Origin of the sequence: endosymbiont of unidentified scaly snail isolate Monju, from assembly GCF_000801295.1 — a bacterium.
Taxonomy (GTDB): Bacteria; Pseudomonadota; Gammaproteobacteria; order Chromatiales; family Chromatiaceae; genus MONJU.
Map to the genome: position 1 here is coordinate 1,603,332 of NZ_AP012978.1, position 22,434 is coordinate 1,625,765.

Sequence of the window (22,434 nt, forward strand, 5' to 3'; positions counted from 1 at the left end):
GTCCCCTGCCCTGCTCATCGGCGATCGGACAGGTAATCCAGTGCGAACTGGGCCGCCATGGCAAACACCAGCGGCCAGACCAGCCAGTCGGCAGACGGGTTGCCTGCATCGGACAACAGCAGCACCGGCAAGGCCCCCAACGGCAACAGCAGCAGCGCAAGATGCACGCGCGGACGCAGGCCGGCCCGCCAGTGCAGGCTGAGCCAGGTGCCCATTGCTGCGGCCAGCATGCCACCAAAGGCGCCAGCCAGCACATCCTGTGGCCAGTGCACGCCCAGTGCCACCCGACTCAGGCCCACCAGAGTGGCGGCCAGCAACGCCGCTGCCCGTACGTGTCCGCTGCGCGTGCAGGCCGCGAGCACGCCAAAGAACACGAAGGCCGAAGTGGTATGACCCGAGGGAAAGCTGTGCGAATGCAGCACCGGACCGATCACCCTCAGCGCTTCCGGCGACAGCACGGCGGGGGGCCGCAGGGCATCGACCAGGTGCTTGAGGCCACGGCTGTAGAGCGCGCCCAGCACGGCGGCCAGCACCATGGCCCAGAGCAGTTCGGGGTGCCGGCGGGCGAACAGCAAGGTGAGCGCCAGCAGCAACCGTTCGTCACCGAAACGGGTGATGGCCTCCCAGGCCAGGTCGGGCAACAAGGCACCCAGCAGGGGATGCAGGACAGAGAAACCGGCGTGATACCCCCCCGACCAGGCCAGCAGAATGCCCAGCCAGGCCACGGCAATGGTCAACAGCAACAGGGTATCGATCCCCGCCGGCAAACAGCGCCGCTGGCGCTCGCGCGCCCATTGCATCACCGATGCCAGTCGCACGCCCGACTCATCCATCACCGGACTCCCGCGCCTCGATGGCGACCAGTACCGCCGGCCCCTGGCGGAACACCACGCGCCGCTCCCACGGCAACGGCAGGGCGAGGAAATCGTCCAGCTTGTCGATCCGCAGGTAGACCCACTGCCCCGGGCGCAACGCGGCCGGATCGCGCAACCTCGGACTCACCTGCTGCGCGTAGACGCTCACGCTGGGTTGATGGACGCGGTAGAAGACCACGGACTTGCCTTGCGCACGGGCGAGCAGCCCGGCGGCGCGGGGACCGTCCTGCAACACCCCCATCACCCCCGGCAGCACGATGAAGGCCACGGCCGCCCCCTGCACGAAACCGGCCAGCAACAGGCGCTGCCAGACCGGCAGGCGCAGCAGGGCTACCCCTGCCAGCAGCACCAGCGCAGCGGTCAGCAGCCATTGTGGCGTGCCCGAAAACCGCGCCGTGCCCTCGCGGAACAGGGTCAGTTCGTAGAGCCGGTCGGTCTGCCCTGCCGCCCAGTCCAGGGCCTGCGGCAGCAGGGCGAACAGCGCCATCAGGATGAAGACCGGCAGGAAGTGCGGCCAGGTCCGACGCAGATTGCCCCGGTACCGTGCCATGGGGATCAGGGCCCCGGTGATGCCGTACAGCAGGTAGTGCGGCAGCTTGGTCGCCGAGAAGGAAAAGAACAGCAGCACACAGAAGAACCACAGCCAGGCGAAACGGTCCAGCGGATCCCGCCGGGCCTCGGGCAGCCGTCGCAGCGTGGCGACCAGCCAGCCGGCAAAGGGCATCACCAGCAGCGGGGCCACCGCCGCGAAGTACAGCAGGCTGCCGCCGTGCCCCTCCATCGCCCCGTTGTAGCGATCGAGGTTGTGATGCAGGTAGAAGCCCTCGAAGAAGGCCCAGCCCGTGTCCAGGTAGACGGCGATGTGCCAGGGCAGCACGATCGCCAGGAACAGCGCGATGCCCGGCCAGTGGAACACTGCGCGCAGCCAGTCGCGCCAGGCACCCAGGCTGACATAGAACAGCCCGCTGACCAGCAGCGGAAAGAACACCGCCACCGGTCCCTTGGTGAGAAAACCCAGCCCCAGCCACAGGAAGATGCGCAGGTGCAGGCCGCGCGCGGGCTGTTTCCAGTAGCGGTAGATGTCGAACATCGTCAGCGCGAGGAACAGGTTGAGCAGCGCATCGGCCACCGCCGCGCGTGCAATCAACCCCACGTACAGCGACAGCGACAGCAACAGGGCTGCGACGAAGGCCGTCTCGCGGTCGACCTGCCGGCGCACGAAGGCGAACAGCGCCCACACCCAGGCCAGGGCAGCCAGCACCGAAGGCAGGCGCAGGGCGAACTCGTTCAGGCCGAACAGCTTCGCCGAGGCCGCCTGCAACCAGTAGATGAGGATGGGCTTGTCGTGCCGTGGCGCACCGTTGAGGTAAATGGAGGTGTAATTGCCCGAGGCCAGCATCTCGCGCGTGGCCTCGGTGAAGGCGCCCTCGTCCAGGTCGTACAGCGGCGCCGACCAGAACCCCCAGACCATCAGCACCAGCGCCAGGGCCAGTGCCGCTGGACGGGTCGAGAACCGCGACAGGTACTGCGACATCAGTCCCCGGCCACCGTCGCGCCCTCGCCTGGCGCGTGCCAGCCCGCCTCGTCACCGTCCATCTCGAGGATGTGGTAGGCGCGCCCGCCACCGCTCTCGAAGAAGGTGCGCGAGAGCATCTCGGCCATCACCCCGGTGGTGAGCATCTGGATGGACATCATCAGCAGCAGCACCGAGACGATCAGTAACGGCCGCCCGGCGATGGACTCGCCGAGCACGAACTTGACGAAGCCCAGCCAGGTCATGCCGGCACCGCCCAGGGCAGCGAAGGCCAGGCCGATAGAACCGAAGAAGTGCCCCGGGCGCGCGCGGAAGCGCAGGAAGAAGAACACCGTGAGCAGGTCCACGATCACCCGAAAAGTACGCGACAGGCCGTACTTGGAACTGCCGAACTGCCGCGCATGGTGGGTGACCACCGTCTCGCCGATGCGCCGTGGCGAGGTCACGCCCGCCACCCACACCGGGATGAAACGATGCATCTCGCCGAACAGCTTGACCCGCTTGATCACCTCGGCGCGATACACCTTGAGGCTGCAACCATAGTCGTGCAGATCGACTCCGGTCACGCGTGCGATCAAGCGGTTGGCCACCCGCGAGAAGAACTTGCGCACCTCGTCGTCATGGCGTTCGCGGCGCCAGCCCTGCAACAGGTCGAGATCACGCTCGTGCAGCTCCTCGAGCATGCGCGGGATATCCGCCGGGTCGTTCTGCAGATCGCCATCGAGGGTGGCGATGTAGCGCCCCCGCGCGGCATTGATACCGGCCTGCATGGCGGCGGTCTGGCCGAAGTTGCGCCGCATGCGGATGATGCGCACATGATCGCCGTATTGCTGCTGCGCCTCGCGCAGGCGTTCGACGGTGCGATCGGCACTGCCATCGTCCACACAGATCAGTTCCCAGGGACCGGGATAATCGGCCAGTCCCTCGTGCACCCGCGCCACCAGCGGCAGGACGTTGTCCTCTTCGTGGTAAAGCGGGATCACCACCGAAAGCGAATCGTTCTCTTGCATGGCTACCTGGTCCAACAGCGACTGTGGAAAACGCAAAAAGGGGCCGCCAGGCCCCTTCTTGCGGCGCGGCGGGGGGTTCAGCCCTCGCCGTCCTGCACGGCCTTCATGCTCAGGCGGATGCGCCCCTGCTTGTCCACCTCGAGCACCTTGACCTTGACCACCTGACCCTCAGAGAGTTCATCGGCCACATTGGCCACGCGCTCTTCCGAGATCTGCGAGATGTGCACCAGCCCGTCCTTGCCGGGCAGGATGTTGACGAAGGCGCCGAAGTCCATCAGGCGCACTACCTTGCCCTCGTAGATCTTGCCCACCTCGATATCGGCGGTGATCTGCTCCACGCGGCGGCGGGCCTCGTCGCCGGCGGCCTTGTCCACGGAGAAGATCTTGACCGTGCCGTCGTCGGAGATATCGACCGTGGCGCCGGTCTCCTCGGTGATGGAGCGGATGGTCGCCCCGCCCTTGCCGATCACATCGCGGATCTTCTCGGGGTTGATCTTGAACGAGACGATGCGCGGTGCGTGCTCGGACATCTCCTCGCGCGGCGCCGAGATCGCCTTGTTCATCTCGCCGAGGATGTGCAGCCGGCCTTCCTTCGCCTGCTCCAGCGCGATCTCCATGATCTCACGGGTAATGCCGTTGATCTTGATGTCCATCTGCAGGGCATTGATGCCCTGCTCGGTGCCGGCCACCTTGAAATCCATGTCGCCGAGGTGATCCTCGTCGCCCAGGATGTCGGTGAGCACGGCGAAGCGATCGCCCTCCTTGATCAGGCCCATGGCCACGCCGGCCACCGGGGCCTTCAGCGGCACGCCGGCGTCCATCAGCGACAGGCTGGTGCCGCACACCGAGGCCATCGACGAGGAGCCGTTGGACTCGGTGATCTCGGAGACCACGCGGATCGAGTACGGGAACTCGTCCATGCTCGGCATTACCGCCAGCACGCCACGCTTGGCCAGGCGGCCGTGGCCGATCTCGCGGCGCTTGGGGCTGCCGACGCGGCCGGTCTCGCCCACGCAGAAGGGCGGGAAGTTGTAATGCAGCATGAACGGCTCCTTGTAGGAACCGCTGAGCGCGTCGATGATCTGCGAATCGCGCTCGGTACCCAGGGTGGTGACCACCAGCGCCTGGGTCTCGCCGCGGGTGAACAACGCCGAGCCGTGGGTACGCGGCAACACCCGGGTACGGATGTTGATCGGCCGCACCGTGCGGGTGTCGCGACCGTCGATGCGCGGTTCGCCGGCCAGGATGCGTCCACGCACGATCTGCTTCTTGAGTTTCTCGATGGCCTCGCCCACCTCGGCCTCGTCGAACTGCGGTTCCTCACCGCCGCAGAGCTTCTCCTTCGCCTCGGCCTTGGCCGCGTCGATGGCGGCATAGCGCTCCATCTTGTCGGCGATCTGGTAGGCGGCACGCAGCTGTTCGCCGATGGCAGCCTCGACGGCCTCGACCAGCGCGGTGTTCTCGGGTTTCTCGGGGACTTCCATGCGCGGCTTGCCGGCCTCGGCGGCCAGCGCCTCGATGGCCTCGATGGCCACCTGCATCTGCTCGTGGCCGAACAGCACGGCACCGAGCATGACCTCCTCGGACAACTCGCGGGCCTCGGACTCCACCATCAGCACCGCCTCTTTCGTGCCCGCGACCACCAGGTCCAGGTCACTGATGTCACACAGGCCGGTCTTGGGCTGGTTGAGCAGGTACTGGCCATCCTTGTAGCCGACACGTGCCGCACCGATGGGACCCTCGAAGGGCAGGCCCGAGATGGCCAGCGCCGCCGAGGTACCGATCAGCGAGGGGATCTCCGGATCGACCGCCGGGTTCAGCGACATCACGGTACAGATCACCTGTACCTCGTTGGTGAAACCCTTGGGGAACAGCGGACGGATCGGACGGTCGATCAGGCGCGCGGTCAGGATCTCCTTCTCCGAGGGTCGTCCCTCACGACGGAAAAAGCCGCCGGGGATGATGCCGGCGGCGTAGGTCTTTTCCTGGTAATCGACGGTCAGCGGAAAGAAGTCGCGCTCGACCGAGGCGTTCTTCTCGTACACCACGGTGCACAGCACCACGGTGTCACCCATGTTGACCATCACCGCGCCGTCGGCCTGGCGGGCGATCTCGCCGGTCTCGAGCACGACCTTGTGGTCGCCGTATTGGAACTCTTTTCTGACAAGACTCACGTGGAAATCCTCAACCTTGCTGTGATGCCGCGGATCAGCGGCGTAGTCCCAGTCGCTTGATCAGGTCGCGGTAGGCTTCCACGTCCTTCGACTTGAGGTAGTCCAGCAGCTTGCGGCGCTGGTTGACCAGGCGCACCAGACCCTGACGGGAGTGGTGGTCCTTCTTGTGCTGCTGGAAGTGGGGGGTGAGATCCGCGATGCGCGCGGTCAGCAGCGCGACCTGCACCTCGGTGGAACCCGTGTCGTTGGGGCCCTTGCCATATTCCGCGATGATCGCGGCCTTCTGTTCTGCACTCATTGCCATGACATGTCTCCTGTCATCGATGGCCTTGCGGAAGACGGTGTCTTCAGGGGGTCCCCGACAATGACTTCAGGCGACCCCGGCCGTTTAACGAAATGAAGGAATCCGTCGGACGGATTCCCGTGAAAGTGCGGCATTTTGCCGTAAAGCCCGTGAAAAGTCAGCCGCTGCCGGTCAGCAGCCTTTTCGGCGCGATGCGCCCGTCGTCCTGCACCTGGCCGACGCCGATGAAGCGGTCCGGCTCCTCGTAGAGGCGCACCCAACCCTCGGTGGGCGCGCGCGGCACCACCACCGGCTGGCCCATCTTGAGGTAATAGCTGGCATCGGCGTTCAGGTGCACCGCCGGCCAATCACCAAGCGCGGTGTCCACCGGCAGCAGCAGGGCATCCAGTGCGGCGTTGCCCTCGGCCGCGGCCTGTTCGATCTGTTCCATGCTCACCATGGGATGTCCGGCATAGGGCCCCACCCCGCTGCGCCGCAGCGCCACCACGTGCGCGCCACAGCCCAGCGCCTCACCGATGTCCTCGGCCAGGGTGCGTACATAGGTGCCCTTGGAACAGTGCACGTACAGGTCGAATTCCTCTCCCTCGATATCGCCGAGGCGCATGGCATGGATGGTGATCTCGCGCGGCTTGCGCTCCGCCTCGATACCCTCGCGCGCCAGCTTGTACAGGCGCTCGCCCTTGTGCTTGATCGCCGAGTACATGGGCGGCACCTGCGAGATCACACCGGTGAACTGCGGCAGCACCGCCTCGATCTGCTCACGCCCGATACCCTCCACCGGGCGCCGCTCCAGCACCTCGCCTTCGGCATCGCCGGTGGTCGTCGTCTCGCCCAGGCGTACCCGCACCTCGTAGTGCTTGTCCGCGTCCAGCAGGAAGGCCGACAGGCGGGTAGCAATGCCGAAGCACAGCGGCAACAGCCCCGAGGCGAGCGGGTCCAGGCTGCCGGTATGCCCTGCCTTCTGCGCGTGGAACAGGTGCTTGACCCGTTGCAGGGCATCGTTGGACGAGATGCCCACCGGCTTGTCGAGCAACAGGATGCCGTTTACCGCACGGCCGCGCGGACGCCTGCGTCGTCCCATGGCTCAGTCCTCTTCGTTGTCTTCCGGGCCGTCCGCGTCCCGGTCGCTGCTGGAGGCCACCGCCTGCTCGATCAGAGAGGACAGGCGCATGCCGCGCTCCAGCGAATGGTCATATACGAAATGCAAGGCGGGAATGGTGCGCAGAATGACCCGCCCACCCAGCTGCTTGCGCAGAAAGCCGGCCGCCTTGTTGAGTGCCTGCTCGGTCTTGCGCACCTGATTGCGGTCGAGCACCGTGAAGTACACCTTGGCGTGCGCCAGATCGCGCGTCACCCGCACCTCTTGCACAGTGACCTGGTTGAGGCGCGGATCGCGCACCTCGTCACGCAGGATCAGCGCCAGCTCGCGATGCAACTCGGCGCCAACCCGTTCCTCCCGGCCGAACTCCCGTCTCGCCATCGTCGTCTCAGATCTCGCGCGCCACTTCGTAGCGCTCGTAGACCTCGATATGGTCACCCACCTTGACGTCGTTGTAGTTCTTCACGCCGATGCCACACTCCATGCCGGCCTTGACCTCGTTGACGTCGTCCTTGAAGCGGCGCAGCGATTCGAGCTCGCCCTCGTAGATGACCACGTTGTCGCGCAGCACGCGGATGGGGTTGTGGCGCTTGACCACGCCCTCGAGCACGATACAGCCGGCGATCGCACCCAGCTTCGACGAACGGAACACGTCGCGCACCTCGGCCAGGCCGATGATCTCTTCCTTGATCTCGGGCTTGAGCAGGCCGGCGACCGCCTTCTTCACGTCGTCGATCACCTCGTAGATGATGCTGTAGTAGCGCAGGTCGATACCGTGCTCCTCGATCACCCGGCGGGCCGCGGCATCGGCACGTACGTTGAAGCCGATGATGGCCGCACCCGAAGTAAGCGCCAGGTTGGCATCCGACTCGTTGATGCCGCCGACGCCCGCGGCGACGATCTTCACCTTGGCCTCGTCGGCCTGGATCTTCTGCAGCGACTCCTTGAGCGCCTCGACCGAGCCCTGGACATCGGCCTTGATGATGAGGTTCACGTAGGCGACCTCGCCCTCGGCCATGCGCGTGAACATCTGCTCGAGCTTGGCGGCCTTCTGCTCGGCCAGGCGACCCTCGCGCTGACGCTCGCGACGCAGCTCGGCCACCTCGCGCGCCTTCTTCTCGTCGGCGACCACCACCAGGTCGTCACCGGCATGCGGCGCGCCCGAGAGGCCCAACACCTGTACCGGGATGGAGGGCCCGGCCTCCTTTACCTTCTGGCCGTTCTCGTCGAACATGGCCCGCACCCGACCGTACTCGGTGCCGGAGACGATGGGATCGTCCTGCTTCAGCGTGCCGGACTGCACCAGCACCGTGGCCACCGGCCCCTTGCCCTTGTCCAGGCTGGACTCGACGATGATGCCCTTGGCAGGGCCATCGGCCACCACCTTGAGTTCCAGCAGCTCGGCCTGCAGCAGGATGGCCTCGAGCAATTGCTCGACGCCCTCGCCGGTGTGCGCCGAGACCGGGATGAACTGGGTGTCACCACCCCAATCCTCGGGTACCACTTCTTCAGCCACCAGTTCCTGCATCACGCGGTCGGGATTGGCCTCGGGCTTGTCGATCTTGTTGATCGCCACCACCAGCGGCACGCCGGCGGCGCGCGCGTGCTGGATAGCCTCCTTGGTCTGCGGCATCACCCCGTCATCGGCAGCCACCACCAGCACGATGATATCGGTGGCCTTGGCACCGCGCGCACGCATCGCCGAGAAGGCGGCGTGTCCCGGCGTATCGAGAAAGGTGATCATGCCGTGATCGGTGTTCACGTGGTAGGCGCCGATGTGCTGGGTGATGCCCCCGGCCTCGCCTGCCGCCACGCGGCTCTTGCGAATGTAGTCGAGCAGGGAGGTCTTGCCGTGGTCGACATGCCCCATGATGGTGACCACCGGTGCACGCGGCACCCGTTCACCCTGCTGCAGCTCTTCTTCGAGCGCGGCCAGCACCTCTTCCTCGGCGTCCTTGACCTTCTCCTCGACCGCGGCATGGCCCATCTCTTCGACCACCAGCATGGCGGTCTCCTGGTCGAGCGGCTGATTGATGGTAACCATCATGCCCATGCCCATGAGCGTCTTGATCACCTCCGAGGCCTTGACCGCCATGCGCTGGGCCAGGTCGCCCACGGTGATGGTCTCGGGGACCTCGATGGTGAGCAACTTGCGCTCCACCGGCTTCTGGAAGCCGTGCTGCTGATCTTCGGTCTCGGCCAGACGGCGCGCACGCTTGCTGCCCTTGGGCCGCTTGCCGCGCTTGTCGTCGGACACATGCAACTCGCGGCGCCGACCGGCACCCCGCTTGGCCCGATCTTCACCGTCACGCGAAGGCGCGGCGCGCATGCGCTTGGGTTTTTTCGGCTCCTCGGCCGGTGCCGGTGCCGGCTTGGACTCTGCCGGTGCGGCAGCGGCCTCTTCCTGCTGCTTGCGCGCGGCCTCCTCGGCGGCCTTCTTCGCCTCTTCGGCGCGCTTGCGCTCTTCCTCTTCCTGCCGGCGCTTCTCTTCCAGCGCCTTGCGGCGGGCCTCTTCCTGCGCGGCGAGCTCCTCGCGCTGCCGACGCTGCTCCTCGAGCGCGCGCTGGGCCTCTTCCATCTCACGCAGGGCGCGCTCCTTCTCGCTCTCGACCTGCGCGGCATCCTTTCGGATCACGCGCTTGCGCCGCACCTCGACCGCCACGGTCTTGGGCGCGGCGCGGGTCGCACGGGCGGCACGTCCGCCACTGGCCGGCACCTTGAGCTCGGTGGTGGTGCGGCGCTTGAGCGTCACCTTCTTGGTCGACTCCGCGGGCTTCTTGTCGGTCTTGCCGTGACTGCGCCGCAGGTGGTTGAGCAACGCGACCTTTTCCTGCTCGGTGATCACATCGTCGCCCGACTGCTTGGCCACGCCCGCATCGTTCAACTGCTTGAGCAGGCGATCAACCGGGATGCCTACATCCGAGGCCAGTTGATTGACGGTTACTTCACTCATGCCTACTCCTCATCACTTTTCTTCTTCGGCGAACCAGGGGGCCCGCGCGGTCATGATCAGCTCGCCTGCACGCTGCTCGTCCATACCCTCGATCTCCATCAGGTCGTCGGTGGCGCACTCGGCCAGATCTTCCATGGTGACCACACCGCGCGCCGCAAGCTGGTGCGCAAGCGCCTCGTCCATGCCTTCCATGTTCAGCAGGTCCTCGGCCGGCGGGGTGTCGCCCAGCTGTTCTTCCTGAGCGATTGCGCGAGTGAGCAGGGCGTCGTTGGCGCGATTGCGCAGTTCCTCGACGATCCCCTCGTCGAACTCCTCGATGGCCAGCAGTTCCGCCTCGTCCACGTAGGCGATCTCCTCGACCGAGGTAAATCCCTCCTGGACCAGGATAGCGGCGACCTCTTCATCGACATCCAGTTCTTTCATGAAGCGCCGGATGAACTCCTGAGCCTCGGCCTCGCTCTTCTCCTGCGCCTGCTCCTCGCTCATCACGTTGAGCTCCCAGCCGGTGAGCTGACTGGCCAGACGCACGTTCTGTCCGCCACGACCGATGGCCTGCGAGAGGTTCTCCTCACGCACCGCGATATCCATCGCGTGCTTGTCCTCGTCCACCACGATGGACACCACGTCGGCCGGCGACATGGCATTGATGACGAACTGCGCAGGGTTGTCGTCCCACACGATGATGTCCACCCGCTCGCCGCCCAGCTCGTTGGACACGGCCTGCACCCGGGAACCGCGCATGCCGACACAGGCACCCACCGGGTCGACACGCGGGTCGAGCGCACGCACCGCGATCTTGGCACGCAGACCCGGGTCGCGCGCCGCGCCCATGATCTCGATGGCACCCTCGTTGATCTCGGGCACCTCGAGCTTGAACAGTTCGATCAGCAGCTCCGGCGCCGTACGCGAGGCCAGCAACTGCGGACCGCGCATCTCGGTGCGCACATCGTAGAGATAGGCGCGCAGGCGATCCCCTACCCGCACCACCTCGCGCGGGATGACCTCGCTGCGCGGGATCAACGCTTCGGCGTTCTCGCCGAGGTCGAGCACGATGGTGCCCTTGTCGGCGCGCTTGACGATACCGGTGACGAGGGTACCGACCTTGTCCTTGTAGGCATCGATCACCTTGGCGCGTTCGGCCTCGCGCACCTTCTGCACGATCACCTGCTTGGCGGTCTGCGCGGCGATGCGTCCAAAACCGATGGAATCGATCTGTTCCTCGACATAATCGCCCGGCTGGATGTCCGGATTGCTCTCGCGCGCGGCCGACAGGGTGATCTCCGCCTTGGGATTCTCCAGCACCGGCGTCTCGGCGTCGTCCACCACCAGCCAGCGCCGGAAGGTCTCGTAGTCGCCCGTCGCGCGGTCGATCTCGACGCGCACCTCGATGTCGCCACCGTGCTTCTTGCGGGTGGCCGAAGCCAGTGCTGCCTCGATGGCCTCGAAGATGACCTCCTTGTCCACGCCCTTTTCGTTGGACACGGCATCCACTACGAGCAGAATCTCTTTGTTCATCACGCTACCTTCTTGCCTGGAACTGCGGCACCACGCGTGCCGTATCGATCTCGTCCATTGCCAGGGTGACCGTCTCGCCATCCACCAGCAGTTGTACCTTTTCCCCGTCGGCCGCCAACAGCTCGCCGCGGAAGTTCTTGCGCCCGGCGACTGTCGACGACAACCTGACCCGCACCACCTCGCCGAGGTACCGCGCGAACTGGTCGAGCCGGTACAGTGGCCTGTCCATGCCGGGGGAAGACACCTCGAGCACGTACTCACCGGCGATCGGGTCTTCCACGTCCAGCACCGCGCTGAGCTGCCGGCTGAGCCGCTCGCAATCGTCCACGCCGATGCCATCCGGAGATTCAATATAGACCCGCAGCAACTGCCCGGCGCCGGGGCGCGCCAGCAGCTCCACGCCCCAGAGCTCGTAACCCAGGGGCTCGACCACGCCTTCGACCAGCGACTGCAACTGCTGCGAAACCTTGTTCATCACGCCCGAAAAACAAAAAATGGGCCCAAGGCCCATTTCCAGAAAACGTACCCGGCCACCTCGGCCCGGCACTCGGAATACAAAAAACCCCGTCAACGGGGCCTTGAGCTACCTTTCCACCGACAAACTGCCGGGGAATTCCAGTCACCAGCCCGGTCGGGACTGGAAGCGCGTCGTATTGTAAGGTTCGATGCCGAACAGAGTCAAACGGTTTTTTCTGCCCCCCGGATCGGCGGTGGCCGAACGGAATCAGTGACTTGACTCGATCCTCGGATACCCGGTGACCGCGGATCGGACGATTCGGGAAGAATGCAGAAGGTCCGCCCTCGGGCCGAATGAACATGCGTCGGGAGTCGAACGGTCTGCCGGTTCGCGGCGGGGACGCCGCTCCTGCGGGCTGATTGTCGCGAGGTCAGCCCCCCCGCAACACGAAAAAAGGCCGCATCGCTGCGGCCTTTCCAGAGATTTGGTAGCGGGGGCAGGATTTGAACCTACGACCTTCGGGTTATGAGCCCGACGAGCTGCCAGACTGCTCCACCCCGCATCTGGTGCGGCGCATTATAGGGACCATGCTGCCGGCGGGCAAGCCCTAATTGCATCCGGAACTGATCTTGCGTGGATTGGCTGTCAGCCCGGAAGGATGTCCCGCAGCGCCAGCCGATTTCGTGCGGGTCAGGCCTTCGATCCGACACCCGGGCTGGCATGTCGGATCGAAGCTTCTCAACCGGCGAAGGCGGCGCGGCAGACCTCGAGCAGCCCAGCGGGGAACAGGCCGAACAGCAGCATGGCCACGCCGTTGACCGAGAAGGCCATGCGGCTGTCGATACTGGCCTCGATGGCAGCGTCGTCGATGGGCTTGTCGAAATACATCATCTTGACCGCGCGCAGGTAGTAGAAGGCACCGATGATGGAGAAGAACACGGCCACACCGGCCAGCCAGACCTTGTCCACGCTGACCACGGCCTCGAGCACGAAAAGCTTGGCAAAGAAGCCGACGGTCGGCGGAACCCCGGCCATGGAGAACAGGATCAGCAGCAGCATGCCGGCCAGCCAGGGACTGCGGTCATTGAGGCCCTTGAGATCATGCAGGTTCTCGGCGTCGAAGCCACGGCGGCTGAGCATCGCCAGCAGCCCAAAGCCACCGGCTGCAGTCAACGCATAGACCACGGTGTAGAACAGGGCCGCACTGTAACCCTTGTCGTTGGCGGCAATGAAGCCGAGGAAGATGAAGCCCACATGCGAAATGGTCGAATAGGCCAGCATGCGCTTGAGGTTGGTCTGTGCGATCGCAACGATATTACCGATCGCCAGCGACAGCACTGCCAGAATGGTGAGCATGTCGGCCCAGTGCGCAGACAGGCCACCCGCACCATCCACCAGCAGGCGCAGCGCCAGGGCGAAAGCCGCGATCTTGGGCGCGCTGCCGAGGAACAGGGTCACCGCGGTGGGAGCACCGTGGTAGACGTCCGGCACCCACATGTGGAAGGGCACGGCACCGAACTTGAAGGCGACGCCGATGACCACGAACACCAGACCGAACACCAGCACCGTCTCGTCCACCTCGCCCGAGCCGATCGCCTCGGCGACCTCGGTGAAGGTCAGCGAGCCGGTGGCACCATAGAGCATGGAGATGCCGTAGAGCAGCATGCCGGAGGCCAGCGCCCCCAGCACGAAGTACTTCATGGCCGCCTCTGCGCCCTTGAGCGAGTCGCGGTCGAAGGCGACCAGGGCATACACGCTCAGCGCCAGCAGTTCCAGGCCCAGGTAGAGGGTGAGGAAGTTGCCAGCCGAGGCCATGATCATCATGCCAAGCAGGGCGAACAGGGCGAGGATGAAATACTCCCCGCGATAGATCCCCTGCCCCAGCAGGTAACCGCGCCCGTACGCCAGTGCGAGCACGCCCACCGAGAGCAGCGCGATCTTGAGCACATCGGCCACCGGGTCGCGCACGAAGCTGCCCGCGAACAACGTCTGGCGCTCGGGGGCGGCGACCCAGGCGACCAGGGCGATGGTACCGAGCAGGGCCATCAGCGAGAGGCCGTAGCTCACCATGCGGGTGCGCGGTGAGAGAAACAGGTCCACCACCAGCACCAGGCAGGCGGCGCCGAGCAGGAAGAGTTCCGGCAGGACCGGTTGCAGGCTTGTCAGGTCGTATTGCATTTCGCTATCCGCTTGAATCCGACATCAGAGCTTGCTGACACCGATGTGTTGAACGAGATTGCCGATCGAGGCGTCCATCACCTCGATGAGCGGCGCGGGCCACAGTCCCAGGGCGAGCACCGCCAGCGCCAGCGAGGTCAACACCACCACCTCGCGGGCATTGATGTCGCTGAGCGCGGCCACGCCTTCGGAGCGCACCTCGCCGAACACCACGCGCTTGACCATCCACAGGGTATAGGCCGCACCGAGGATCAGGGTGGTGGCCGCCAGCACCGCGAACCAGAAGTCGGCGCGGAAGCTGGCCAGGATCACCATGAATTCGCCGACGAAGCCCGAGGTGCCCGGCAGGCCGGCATTGGCCATGGCAAAGAACACCATGAAGAAGGCAAACCAGGGCATGACGTTGACCACCCCGCCATAGTCGGCGATCTGGCGGCTGTGCAGACGATCATAGAGCACGCCAACGCACAGGAACATGGCTGCCGAGATGAAGCCGTGGGACACCATCTGCACCATGCCGCCCTGCACACCCAGCACGGCGCCGCTGTCCACCTCGGGGTTGGCGAGGATACGGAACACGATGAAGAAGCCCAGGGTCACGAAGCCCATGTGTGCGATGGACGAGTAGGCGATCAGCTTCTTCATGTCCTGCTGCACCAGTGCCACGAAGCCGATGTAGACCACCGCGATCAGCGACATGCCGATGATCAGCCAGTCCAGCGTCTGGCTGGCATCCGGCGTGATCGGCAGGCTGAAGCGCAGGAAGCCGTAACCGCCGATCTTGAGCATGATGGCCGCCAGGATCACCGAGCCGCCGGTGGGCGCCTCCACGTGCGCATCGGGCAACCAGGTGTGCACCGGCCACATCGGCACCTTGACCGCGAAGGCCAGCAGGAAGGCGATGAAGATCAGCACCTGCTCGGTGAGGTTCAGCTTGAGATCGTGGAAGGCCAGGATTTCCATCGACCCCGACTTGAAGTACATGTAGATCAGCGCCACCAGCATGAACACCGAGCCGAGGAAGGTGTAGAGGAAGAACTTGATGGTGGCATACACCCGGCGCGGCCCGCCCCAGATGCCGATGATGATGAACATCGGGATCAGCATGGCCTCCCAGAAGACGTAGAACAGCATGGCGTCCAGGGCCGCGAACACGCCGACCATCACCCCTTCCATGATCAGGAAGGCGGCCATGTACTGCGACGGCTTGTACTGGATGACCTCCCAGCCGGCAATGATCACCAGGATGGTAATGAAGGTGGTGAGCAGGATCAGCGGCATGGAGATGCCGTCCACACCCAGGTGATAGCTGACGTCGAAGGCCGGGATCCACGGCAGGTTCTCGACGAACTGCATCTGCGCGGTGGAGACATCGAAGCCGGTGTACAGCGGGATGCTGAGCACGAAGGTCAGGATCGACACCAGCAAGGCCAGCCAGCGGGTGACGTTGGGCGCGCGGTCACCGCTCCCCAGCACCAGCAGGCCGCCGATGATGGGCAGCCAGATGACGACGCTCAGAATGGGCCAGTCAGCACTCATGTTTCATTCCGTCCTCAGGGCGATGTTCAGCGGATCACGAACCAGCTCAGCAGCCCCAGCAGGCCGATGATCATCGCGAAGGCATAGTGATACAGGTAACCGGTCTGCAGGTAGCGCATGACCGAGGCCAGCCAGCCGACCGAGTAGGCCGAACCGTTGACCGCCACCCCGTCGATGACCAATCGGTCACCGACCTGCCACAAGGTCTTGCCCAGCAGGCGCGAGCCACCGGCGAACAGCCACTGGTACAGGTCGTCGAACCCGAACTTGCGGTCGAGGATCCAGTAGGCCCAGTCGAAGCGCGTGGCAAACTCCAGCGCCAGCGACGGGCGGCGCATGTAGATGTACCAGGCGACCAGGACTCCGGCGCCGGCGAGATAGACCGGGATGCCGGTCAGACCATGCAGCATGAAACCGAAGGCGCCGTGGAAGTCGATCTCGCCCAGGGTGTCGTGCGCCGCAGCGACGGTGATCACGCCGTCGAAGAAATCGCCGAACAGCATGGGCCCGATGGTGAAGTACCCGATGAAGATCGAGGGCACGGCCAGCGCCATCAGGGGCACGGTCACCACCTTGGGCGACTCGTGCAGGTGCTCCTTCGCGTGGGAATCGCGCGGGCCTTCACCATGGAAGACCATGAAGTACAGTCGGAAGCTGTAGAGCGCGGTCACGAAGACCCCGGCCACCAGCAGCACATGGGCGTACCCGCTGCCGAACAGCTGCGAATGATGGATGGCCTCGATGATGGCGTCCTTGGAGAAGAAGCCCGAAAAGCCGGGGAATCCGATCAACGCCAGGGTCCCGATCACCATCATCCAGTGCGTGATGGGCATGTACTTGCGCACCCCGCCCATGTTGCGCATGTCCTGATCGTGGTGCATGCCGATGATCACCGAACCCGCACCCAGGAACAGCAGCGCCTTGAAGAAGGCGTGGGTCATCAGGTGGAAAAGACCGGCGGCATAGGCCGAAGCACCGAGCGCGGCCACCATGTAACCGAGCTGCGACAGCGTGGAATACGCGATCACTCGCTTGATGTCGTTCTGCACGATGCCGATCAGGCCCATGAAGAAGGCGGTGGTGGCGCCGGTGATCATCACGAAGCTCAACGCCGTCTCCGACATCTCGTACAGCGGTGACATGCGTGCCACCATGAAGATACCGGCGGTGACCATGGTGGCAGCGTGGATCAGCGCCGAGATGGGGGTCGGGCCTTCCATGGAGTCGGGCAGCCAGACATGCAGCGGGATCTGCGCCGACTTGCCCATGGCGCCGACGAACAGCAGCACGCAGATCACCGTCATCAACGACCACTGGGCGTCACCCCAGACGTTCAGCATGGTGTCGGCATGCTCGGGCGCGCGCGCGAAGGCCTCGGCATAGTCCAGGGTGTTCAGGTACATGGCCACCGCGGCGATACCGAGGATGAAGCCGAAGTCGCCCACCCGGTTGACCAGGAAGGCCTTGAGGTTGGCGAAGATCGCCGACTCGCGCTTGAAGTAGAAACCGATCAGCAGGTAGGAGACCAGGCCCACCGCCTCCCAGCCGAAGAACAGCTGCAGGAAGTTGTTCGACATTACCAGCATCAGCATCGAGAAGGTGAACAGCGCAATGTAGCTGAAGAAGCGCTGATAGCCCTCCTCGTGAGCCATGTAGCCGATGGTATAGATGTGCACCATCAGCGAGACGAAGGTGACCACCGCCATCATCATGGCGGTGAGGCGATCGATCAGAAAGCCGACTTCCATGCGCAGGCCATCGACCACCATCCAGGTGTAGACCGACTCGTTGTACACCGGTGCATCGTTGAAGGCGTACTGCCAGAGCACATACAGCGACAGCGCGCAGGAGATGGCCACGCCCAGGATGGTGACCGTGTGCGCCCCGGCACGCCCGATCTGGTTGCGGAGCAGACCGGCAATGATCGCGCCGGTCAGCGCTGCCAGTACGATGGCAAGCAGGATCGTTTCCATCATCATCAGCCCTTCAAGGTATCCAGATCGGCGACATTGATGGTATTGCGCGTGCGGAACAGCACCACCAGGATCGCCAGGCCGATGGCCGCCTCGGCAGCCGCCACCGTGAGGATGAAGAACACGAAGACCTGTCCGTGCACATCCCCCAGGTAATGCGAGAAGGCCACGAAGTTGATGTTCACCGCCAGCAGCATCAGTTCGATGCACATCAGCAGCAACAGCACGTTCTTGCGGTTGAGGAAGATGCCGGCCACGCTGATGGCGAACAGGATGGCGGCGACGATCAGGTAATCGGACAACGCAATCATCGGGCCTTCTCCTCTGCCTTCACCTTGATCACGCGCAGCCGGTCGGTGGCGCGCACGCGTACCTGGCGGCCCGGGTCGAGATACTTGGTATCGGGACGCCGCCGCAGGGTCAGGCTGATCGCCGCGACGATACCTACCAGCAGGATCACCGCCGCGATCTCGAAGGCATAGACATGCTGGTTGAACATCGCCAGCCCCAGCTCGGCGGTGTTGCTGTAGTCGGCCGGCTTGTGTTCGGGCTTGGCGTAGTGTGCCAGGCCGAAGCGCTCGGGGCCGAGCACCATCACCAGTTCGGCCACCATCACGATGGCCACCACCAGCGCCACCGGCAGGTTGCGCACGAAGCCCGCGCGCAGCTCGGCGAGGTTGATGTCCAGCATCATCACCACGAACAGGAACAGCACCATCACCGCGCCCACGTAGACCAGCACCAGGGCGATGGCCAGGAACTCGGCCTCGGCCAGCATCCACAGGCCGGCACTGTTGATGAAGGCGAGCACCAGGAACAGTACCGAGTGCACCGGGTTGCGGCGGGTGATGACCATCAGCGCCGCACCGATCAGCAGGGCGGCGAACAGGTAGAACAGGATTTTCTCGAAACTCATGCTCGTCGGACTCCTAGTACAGCGCCGCCCGTTTGATCCGGTCGGCCGCCAGTTGCTCCTCGTACTGGTCGCCGATAGCCAGCAGCTTTTCCTTGGTCATGATCTCCTCGCCCCGGTTCTCGAAGTGGTACTCGTAGATCCGGGTCTCGACGATGGAATCCACCGGACAGGACTCTTCGCAGAAGCCGCAGTAAATGCACTTGAACAGGTCGATGTCATAGCGCGTGGTGCGCCGTGAGCCGTCTTCGCGCGGCTCGGCCTCGATGGTGATCGCCAGCGCCGGGCACACCGCCTCGCACAGTTTGCAGGCAATGCAGCGCTCCTCGCCATTGGGATAGCGGCGCAGCGCGTGCAGGCCGCGGAAGCGCGGCGAGACCGGGGCCTTCTCCTCGGGATACTCCAGGGTGAACGGCCGGCTCAGCATGTAGCGCCCGGTAAGGCCCAGGCCCCGGAGCAGCTCGAACAGGAACAGGCTGCGGATGTAGTCGATGACCCTTTTCACGCGTATGGCCTCCTCAATCGAACCACCAGGGCAGCTGTCCCACCTTCATGGCGCCAATCACCACGATCCACACGATGGTAATGGGCAGGAACACCTTCCATCCCAGGCGCATGATCTGGTCATAGCGATAACGCGGGAAGGTGGCGCGGAACCACAGGAACAGGAACATGAACAGGAAGGTCTTGCCCAGCAGCCAGACGATACCGGGCACCCAGTCGAAGGCACCTTCCAGCGCAGTGCCTTGGAAGGGCGAGAGCCAACCTCCAAGGAACATCAGCGCGGTCAGCGCCGAAATCAGGATCATGTTGGCATACTCGGCGAGGAAGAACACTGCGAAAGTCATGCCGGAATACTCGACGTGGAAACCGGCAACGATCTCGGACTCGCCCTCGGCCACGTCGAAGGGCGCACGGTTGGTCTCGGCCACACCGGAAACGAAATAGATCACGAACATCGGCAGCAGCGGCAGCCAGAACCAGTGCAGCAGGCTGCCTTGCTGGGCCAGCACGATCTCGCGCGGGTTCAGGCTGCCGGCAGCCACCAGCACACCCACCAGGGCAAAGCCCATGGGGATCTCATAGGCCACGATCTGCGCCGCCGAGCGCATGGCGCCGAGCAGAGAATACTTGGAGTTCGAGGCCCAGCCGGCGATGATCACGCCATACACGCCCAGCGAGGTGAGGGCCAGGATATAGAGCAGGCCGGCATTGACATCGGCCAACACCCACTCGGCATCGAAGGGAAACACCGCCCAGGCCACCAGCGCCGGCGCGATCGAAAGCATGGGCGCAATCAGGAACAGCACCTTGTTGGCGCCACTGGGGATGATGATCTCCTTGAACATCAGCTTGACCGCATCGGCGATCGGCTGCCCCAGGCCGAGCATGCGGAAGCCGAAGAAGCCCACCCGGTTCGGTCCCATGCGCACCTGCATGTGGCCGATGACCTTGCGCTCGGCGTAGGTGTAATAGGCTACCAGCACCATCAGCGGTGCCACGATCAACACGATCTTGAGCAGGATCTGCACCACCAGCGGCAGCGCGTCCCAGATTGCGATCAGTGAATCCATGGGTCAGATCTTCTCCACGCTGACTTCGGCGAAACCACACCCCAGCGCCGTGCTCTCGGGCACCCCGGTCGGCAGCCAGATACAGTCGCCCGCCACACAGTCATCGATTACTACCGGCAACTCGACACTGGTCTCGCCCTGGGTGATGCGTACCCGGGCCTCGTCTTCCAGGCCCAGCCGTTCCGCCAGTCCCAAGGCGATGCGCACCCGGCCATCCCAGGTATCCGGCGTGGCTTGCAGGGGCGCCGAGTGACGGCTGAGGGCATCGACCGAGTACATCGGCACGCCACCGATGCGCTCGGTGCCGGACGGTGCAAACTGCCGCGCCGGGGCAGCGGTATCGGCCAGACGGTTGTCGGGCCGCCAGTCACCCAGGCGACCCAGCAGTTCATCGCGCACCTCGGCGCTGTCGGTGTAGTCAAAACCGTCGAGATCCACCAGGTTGCCCAGCACGCGCAACACTTTCCAGGCCGGTCGTGCTTCACCCGGCGGCGGCATGGCACCGGCAAAGGACTGCACGTCGCCCTGCAGGTTGACGAAGGTGCCGGAGGTCTCGGCAAAGGCACCAATCGGCAGGATCACATCGGCCACCGCGCGCAGTGTCTCGCTGTCGTGGGTGCCCAGGGCGACCACGAAGGCCTGTTCCAGGCCGGCGCGGCTGGCGGCCGGATCGGCGAAATCGAGTTCGGGCTCGGCGCCCAACAGCAGCACGGTGTCACAGCCACCGTCGAGCATGGCCGCCACGTTCGCGCCGCCGGCCGACTCGCCGGGCGCACGCCGGTGCGGCACCGCGCCGGCCAGCCAGGCGCCGGTATCGTTGGCACCGAAACCGACCGCGCCCCAATCGATGCCCGCAGCCTCGGCGATGTTCGCCGCCAACCGGCGCAGCAGGGCGAAGTCGGGATGCATCAGGGCCTGGCTGCCGAGGATCAGGCTGCCCTGCCCCGCCTGCTTGAGTTGTTCGGCAATGGCCTGGTGTGCCTGGTCGGCCTCGGCCGCCAATCCGGCGGTGTCGGCGCCCAGGGCGGCAGCCACCCCGGCCAGCTCGGTAGCCAACTCCGAGGGCTTGCAGACCACGTCCACCTCGCGCTCGTAGTTGAAGTCGTAGTCCACCGGGTTGATGGTCATCACCACCCCACCCCGCTTCCAGGACTCGCGGACACGGTGGTTGAGCAGGGGTTGGTCCTTGCGCAGCCAGGAACCGACCAGCAGGGTCGCTTCGTTGGTCGCGATGTCGGCGAAGCGCCGGCCCAGCCAGGGCAACACCGGATCGGCCGCATCACCGCGGAAGTCGCACTGACGCAGGCGGTAGTCGATGTTGTCCGAACCCAGACCGCGTACCAGCGCAGCGGCGAGCGCCATCTCCTCGAGGGTGGCGCTGGGTGAGACCATGGCGCCCAGCCGGCCGGGCTCGGTGCGCTTGAGCGCCTGAGCGGCGACCTGCAGCGCCTGGTCCCAGTCGACCTCGCGCCACTGGCCGTTCTCGCGCAGCAGCGGGCGAGTCAGGCGATCAACCTCCAGCCCCTTGTACGAATAGCGATCGCGGTCGCTGATCCAGGTCTGGTTGACCGCCTCGTTCTCGCACGACACCACCCGCAGCAACTGGCCACGCCGCAGGTGCAGGTGGAGATTGCTCCCCACGCCGTCGTGGGGCGCGATGCCCTCGCGCTGGATCAACTCCCAGGCGCGGGCCTTGAAGCGGAAGGGCTTGGAGGTGAGTGCACCCACCGGGCACAGGTCGATGATGTTGCCGGACAGTTCCGAGCTCACGCTGTGCTCGACGAACACGCCGATGCGCATGTGCTCGCCACGCCCGGTGGCCCCCAGCTCGCGCAGGCCGGCGATCTCGCTGCCGAAGCGCACGCAGCGGGTGCAGTGGATGCAGCGGGTCATGTCGGTAGCGATCAGCGGGCCGATGTCCTCGTCGCGCACCACGCGCTTGCCCTCGTTGTAGCGCGAGACATCGCCACCGAAGCCCATGGCCACGTCCTGCAGCTCGCACTCGCCGCCCTGGTCGCAGATCGGGCAGTCCAGCGGATGGTTGATGAGCAGGAACTCCATGGTCCCCTTCTGCGCGGCACGCGCCAGTGGCGAGCGGGTGTAGACCTTCATGCCATCGGTGCAGGGCGTGGCGCAGGCTGGCAGCGGCTTGGGTGCCTTCTCGACCTCGACCAGGCACATGCGGCAGTTGGCCGCCACCGAAAGGTGCTTGTGATAGCAGAAACGGGGCACCGTGATGCCGGCGGCATCGGTGACCTCGATCAGCATCTGCCCGGGGCGCGCCTCGAGCGGCTGACCATCGACCTCGATTGTGATCTTCTCGTCGCTCATGCCGC

At 65.1% G+C, this 22,434-nt stretch carries 18 protein-coding genes and 1 tRNA gene; all 19 read right to left on the reverse strand.

The genetic code is table 11. The features are described 5' to 3' along the window. Positions 1 to 14: 14 nt before the first annotated feature. Complete coding sequence (locus EBS_RS07705; protein WP_052199409.1) at positions 15 to 833, reverse strand: phosphatase PAP2 family protein; 819 nt, start codon at positions 831 to 833, stop codon at positions 15 to 17. After that, entirely contained in the window at positions 826 to 2,409 is a 1,584-nt protein-coding gene (locus tag EBS_RS07710) for an ArnT family glycosyltransferase (protein ID WP_043108089.1), read from the reverse strand. The genes EBS_RS07705 and EBS_RS07710 overlap by 8 nt, the downstream gene beginning before the upstream one ends. Beyond that, positions 2,409 to 3,419 (reverse strand): glycosyltransferase family 2 protein, encoded by a 1,011-nt coding sequence (locus EBS_RS07715; RefSeq protein ID WP_043108090.1) that lies wholly within the window; start codon positions 3,417 to 3,419, stop codon positions 2,409 to 2,411. The genes EBS_RS07710 and EBS_RS07715 overlap by 1 nt, the downstream gene beginning before the upstream one ends. 77 nt (positions 3,420 to 3,496) lie before the next feature. Next, entirely contained in the window at positions 3,497 to 5,593 is a 2,097-nt protein-coding gene (gene pnp / locus EBS_RS07720; protein ID WP_043108091.1) for a polyribonucleotide nucleotidyltransferase, read from the reverse strand. A 34-nt stretch (positions 5,594 to 5,627) separates the two neighbouring features. Continuing rightward, positions 5,628 to 5,897: a 30S ribosomal protein S15 gene (gene rpsO, locus EBS_RS07725; protein ID WP_043108092.1), complete on the reverse strand. Its 270-nt coding sequence runs from the start codon at positions 5,895 to 5,897 to the stop codon at positions 5,628 to 5,630. Between the two features lie 157 nt (positions 5,898 to 6,054). After that, positions 6,055 to 6,978 carry a tRNA pseudouridine(55) synthase TruB gene (gene truB / locus EBS_RS07730; RefSeq protein WP_043108093.1) on the reverse strand — a complete coding sequence of 308 codons (924 nt, stop codon included), beginning with the start codon at positions 6,976 to 6,978 and terminating at the stop codon, positions 6,055 to 6,057. 3 nt (positions 6,979 to 6,981) lie between these two features. Then, positions 6,982 to 7,377, reverse strand: a complete 396-nt coding sequence (gene rbfA / locus EBS_RS07735) for a 30S ribosome-binding factor RbfA (protein WP_052199410.1) — start codon at positions 7,375 to 7,377, stop codon at positions 6,982 to 6,984. A 7-nt stretch (positions 7,378 to 7,384) separates the two neighbouring features. Beyond that, entirely contained in the window at positions 7,385 to 9,949 is a 2,565-nt protein-coding gene (gene infB, locus EBS_RS07740; protein WP_043108095.1) for a translation initiation factor IF-2, read from the reverse strand. Between the two features lie 12 nt (positions 9,950 to 9,961). Beyond that, positions 9,962 to 11,464: a transcription termination factor NusA gene (gene nusA, locus EBS_RS07745; RefSeq protein WP_043108097.1), complete on the reverse strand. Its 1,503-nt coding sequence runs from the start codon at positions 11,462 to 11,464 to the stop codon at positions 9,962 to 9,964. A 4-nt stretch (positions 11,465 to 11,468) separates the two neighbouring features. Beyond that, a complete protein-coding gene (gene rimP, locus EBS_RS07750; RefSeq protein WP_043108099.1) occupies positions 11,469 to 11,939 on the reverse strand; it encodes a ribosome maturation factor RimP in 471 nt (156 codons plus the stop codon). Between the two features lie 467 nt (positions 11,940 to 12,406). Beyond that, positions 12,407 to 12,483, reverse strand: a tRNA-Met gene (locus EBS_RS07755). A 176-nt stretch (positions 12,484 to 12,659) separates the two neighbouring features. Beyond that, on the reverse strand, positions 12,660 to 14,099 hold the full coding sequence (gene nuoN, locus EBS_RS07760) for an NADH-quinone oxidoreductase subunit NuoN (protein ID WP_043108100.1): 1,440 nt from the start codon (positions 14,097 to 14,099) through the stop codon (positions 12,660 to 12,662). Between the two features lie 24 nt (positions 14,100 to 14,123). Then, entirely contained in the window at positions 14,124 to 15,638 is a 1,515-nt protein-coding gene (locus EBS_RS07765; protein WP_043108101.1) for an NADH-quinone oxidoreductase subunit M, read from the reverse strand. A 26-nt stretch (positions 15,639 to 15,664) separates the two neighbouring features. Continuing rightward, on the reverse strand, positions 15,665 to 17,611 hold the full coding sequence (nuoL, locus tag EBS_RS07770) for an NADH-quinone oxidoreductase subunit L (RefSeq protein WP_043109481.1): 1,947 nt from the start codon (positions 17,609 to 17,611) through the stop codon (positions 15,665 to 15,667). A gap of 5 nt (positions 17,612 to 17,616) precedes the next feature. Then, entirely contained in the window at positions 17,617 to 17,922 is a 306-nt protein-coding gene (nuoK, locus tag EBS_RS07775) for an NADH-quinone oxidoreductase subunit NuoK (RefSeq protein ID WP_043108102.1), read from the reverse strand. Next, positions 17,919 to 18,527, reverse strand: a complete 609-nt coding sequence (locus EBS_RS07780; protein ID WP_043108104.1) for an NADH-quinone oxidoreductase subunit J — start codon at positions 18,525 to 18,527, stop codon at positions 17,919 to 17,921. The genes nuoK and EBS_RS07780 overlap by 4 nt, the downstream gene beginning before the upstream one ends. 13 nt (positions 18,528 to 18,540) lie before the next feature. Beyond that, the gene (gene nuoI, locus EBS_RS07785; RefSeq protein ID WP_043108105.1) at positions 18,541 to 19,029 is read right to left on the reverse strand and encodes an NADH-quinone oxidoreductase subunit NuoI; all 489 of its coding nucleotides are present in this window, start codon (positions 19,027 to 19,029) and stop codon (positions 18,541 to 18,543) included. Between the two features lie 13 nt (positions 19,030 to 19,042). Continuing rightward, positions 19,043 to 20,098, reverse strand: a complete 1,056-nt coding sequence (gene nuoH / locus EBS_RS07790; RefSeq protein ID WP_171816214.1) for an NADH-quinone oxidoreductase subunit NuoH — start codon at positions 20,096 to 20,098, stop codon at positions 19,043 to 19,045. 3 nt (positions 20,099 to 20,101) lie between these two features. Continuing rightward, positions 20,102 to 22,429 (reverse strand): NADH-quinone oxidoreductase subunit NuoG, encoded by a 2,328-nt coding sequence (gene nuoG, locus EBS_RS07795; RefSeq protein ID WP_043108107.1) that lies wholly within the window; start codon positions 22,427 to 22,429, stop codon positions 20,102 to 20,104. Positions 22,430 to 22,434 lie beyond the last annotated feature (5 nt).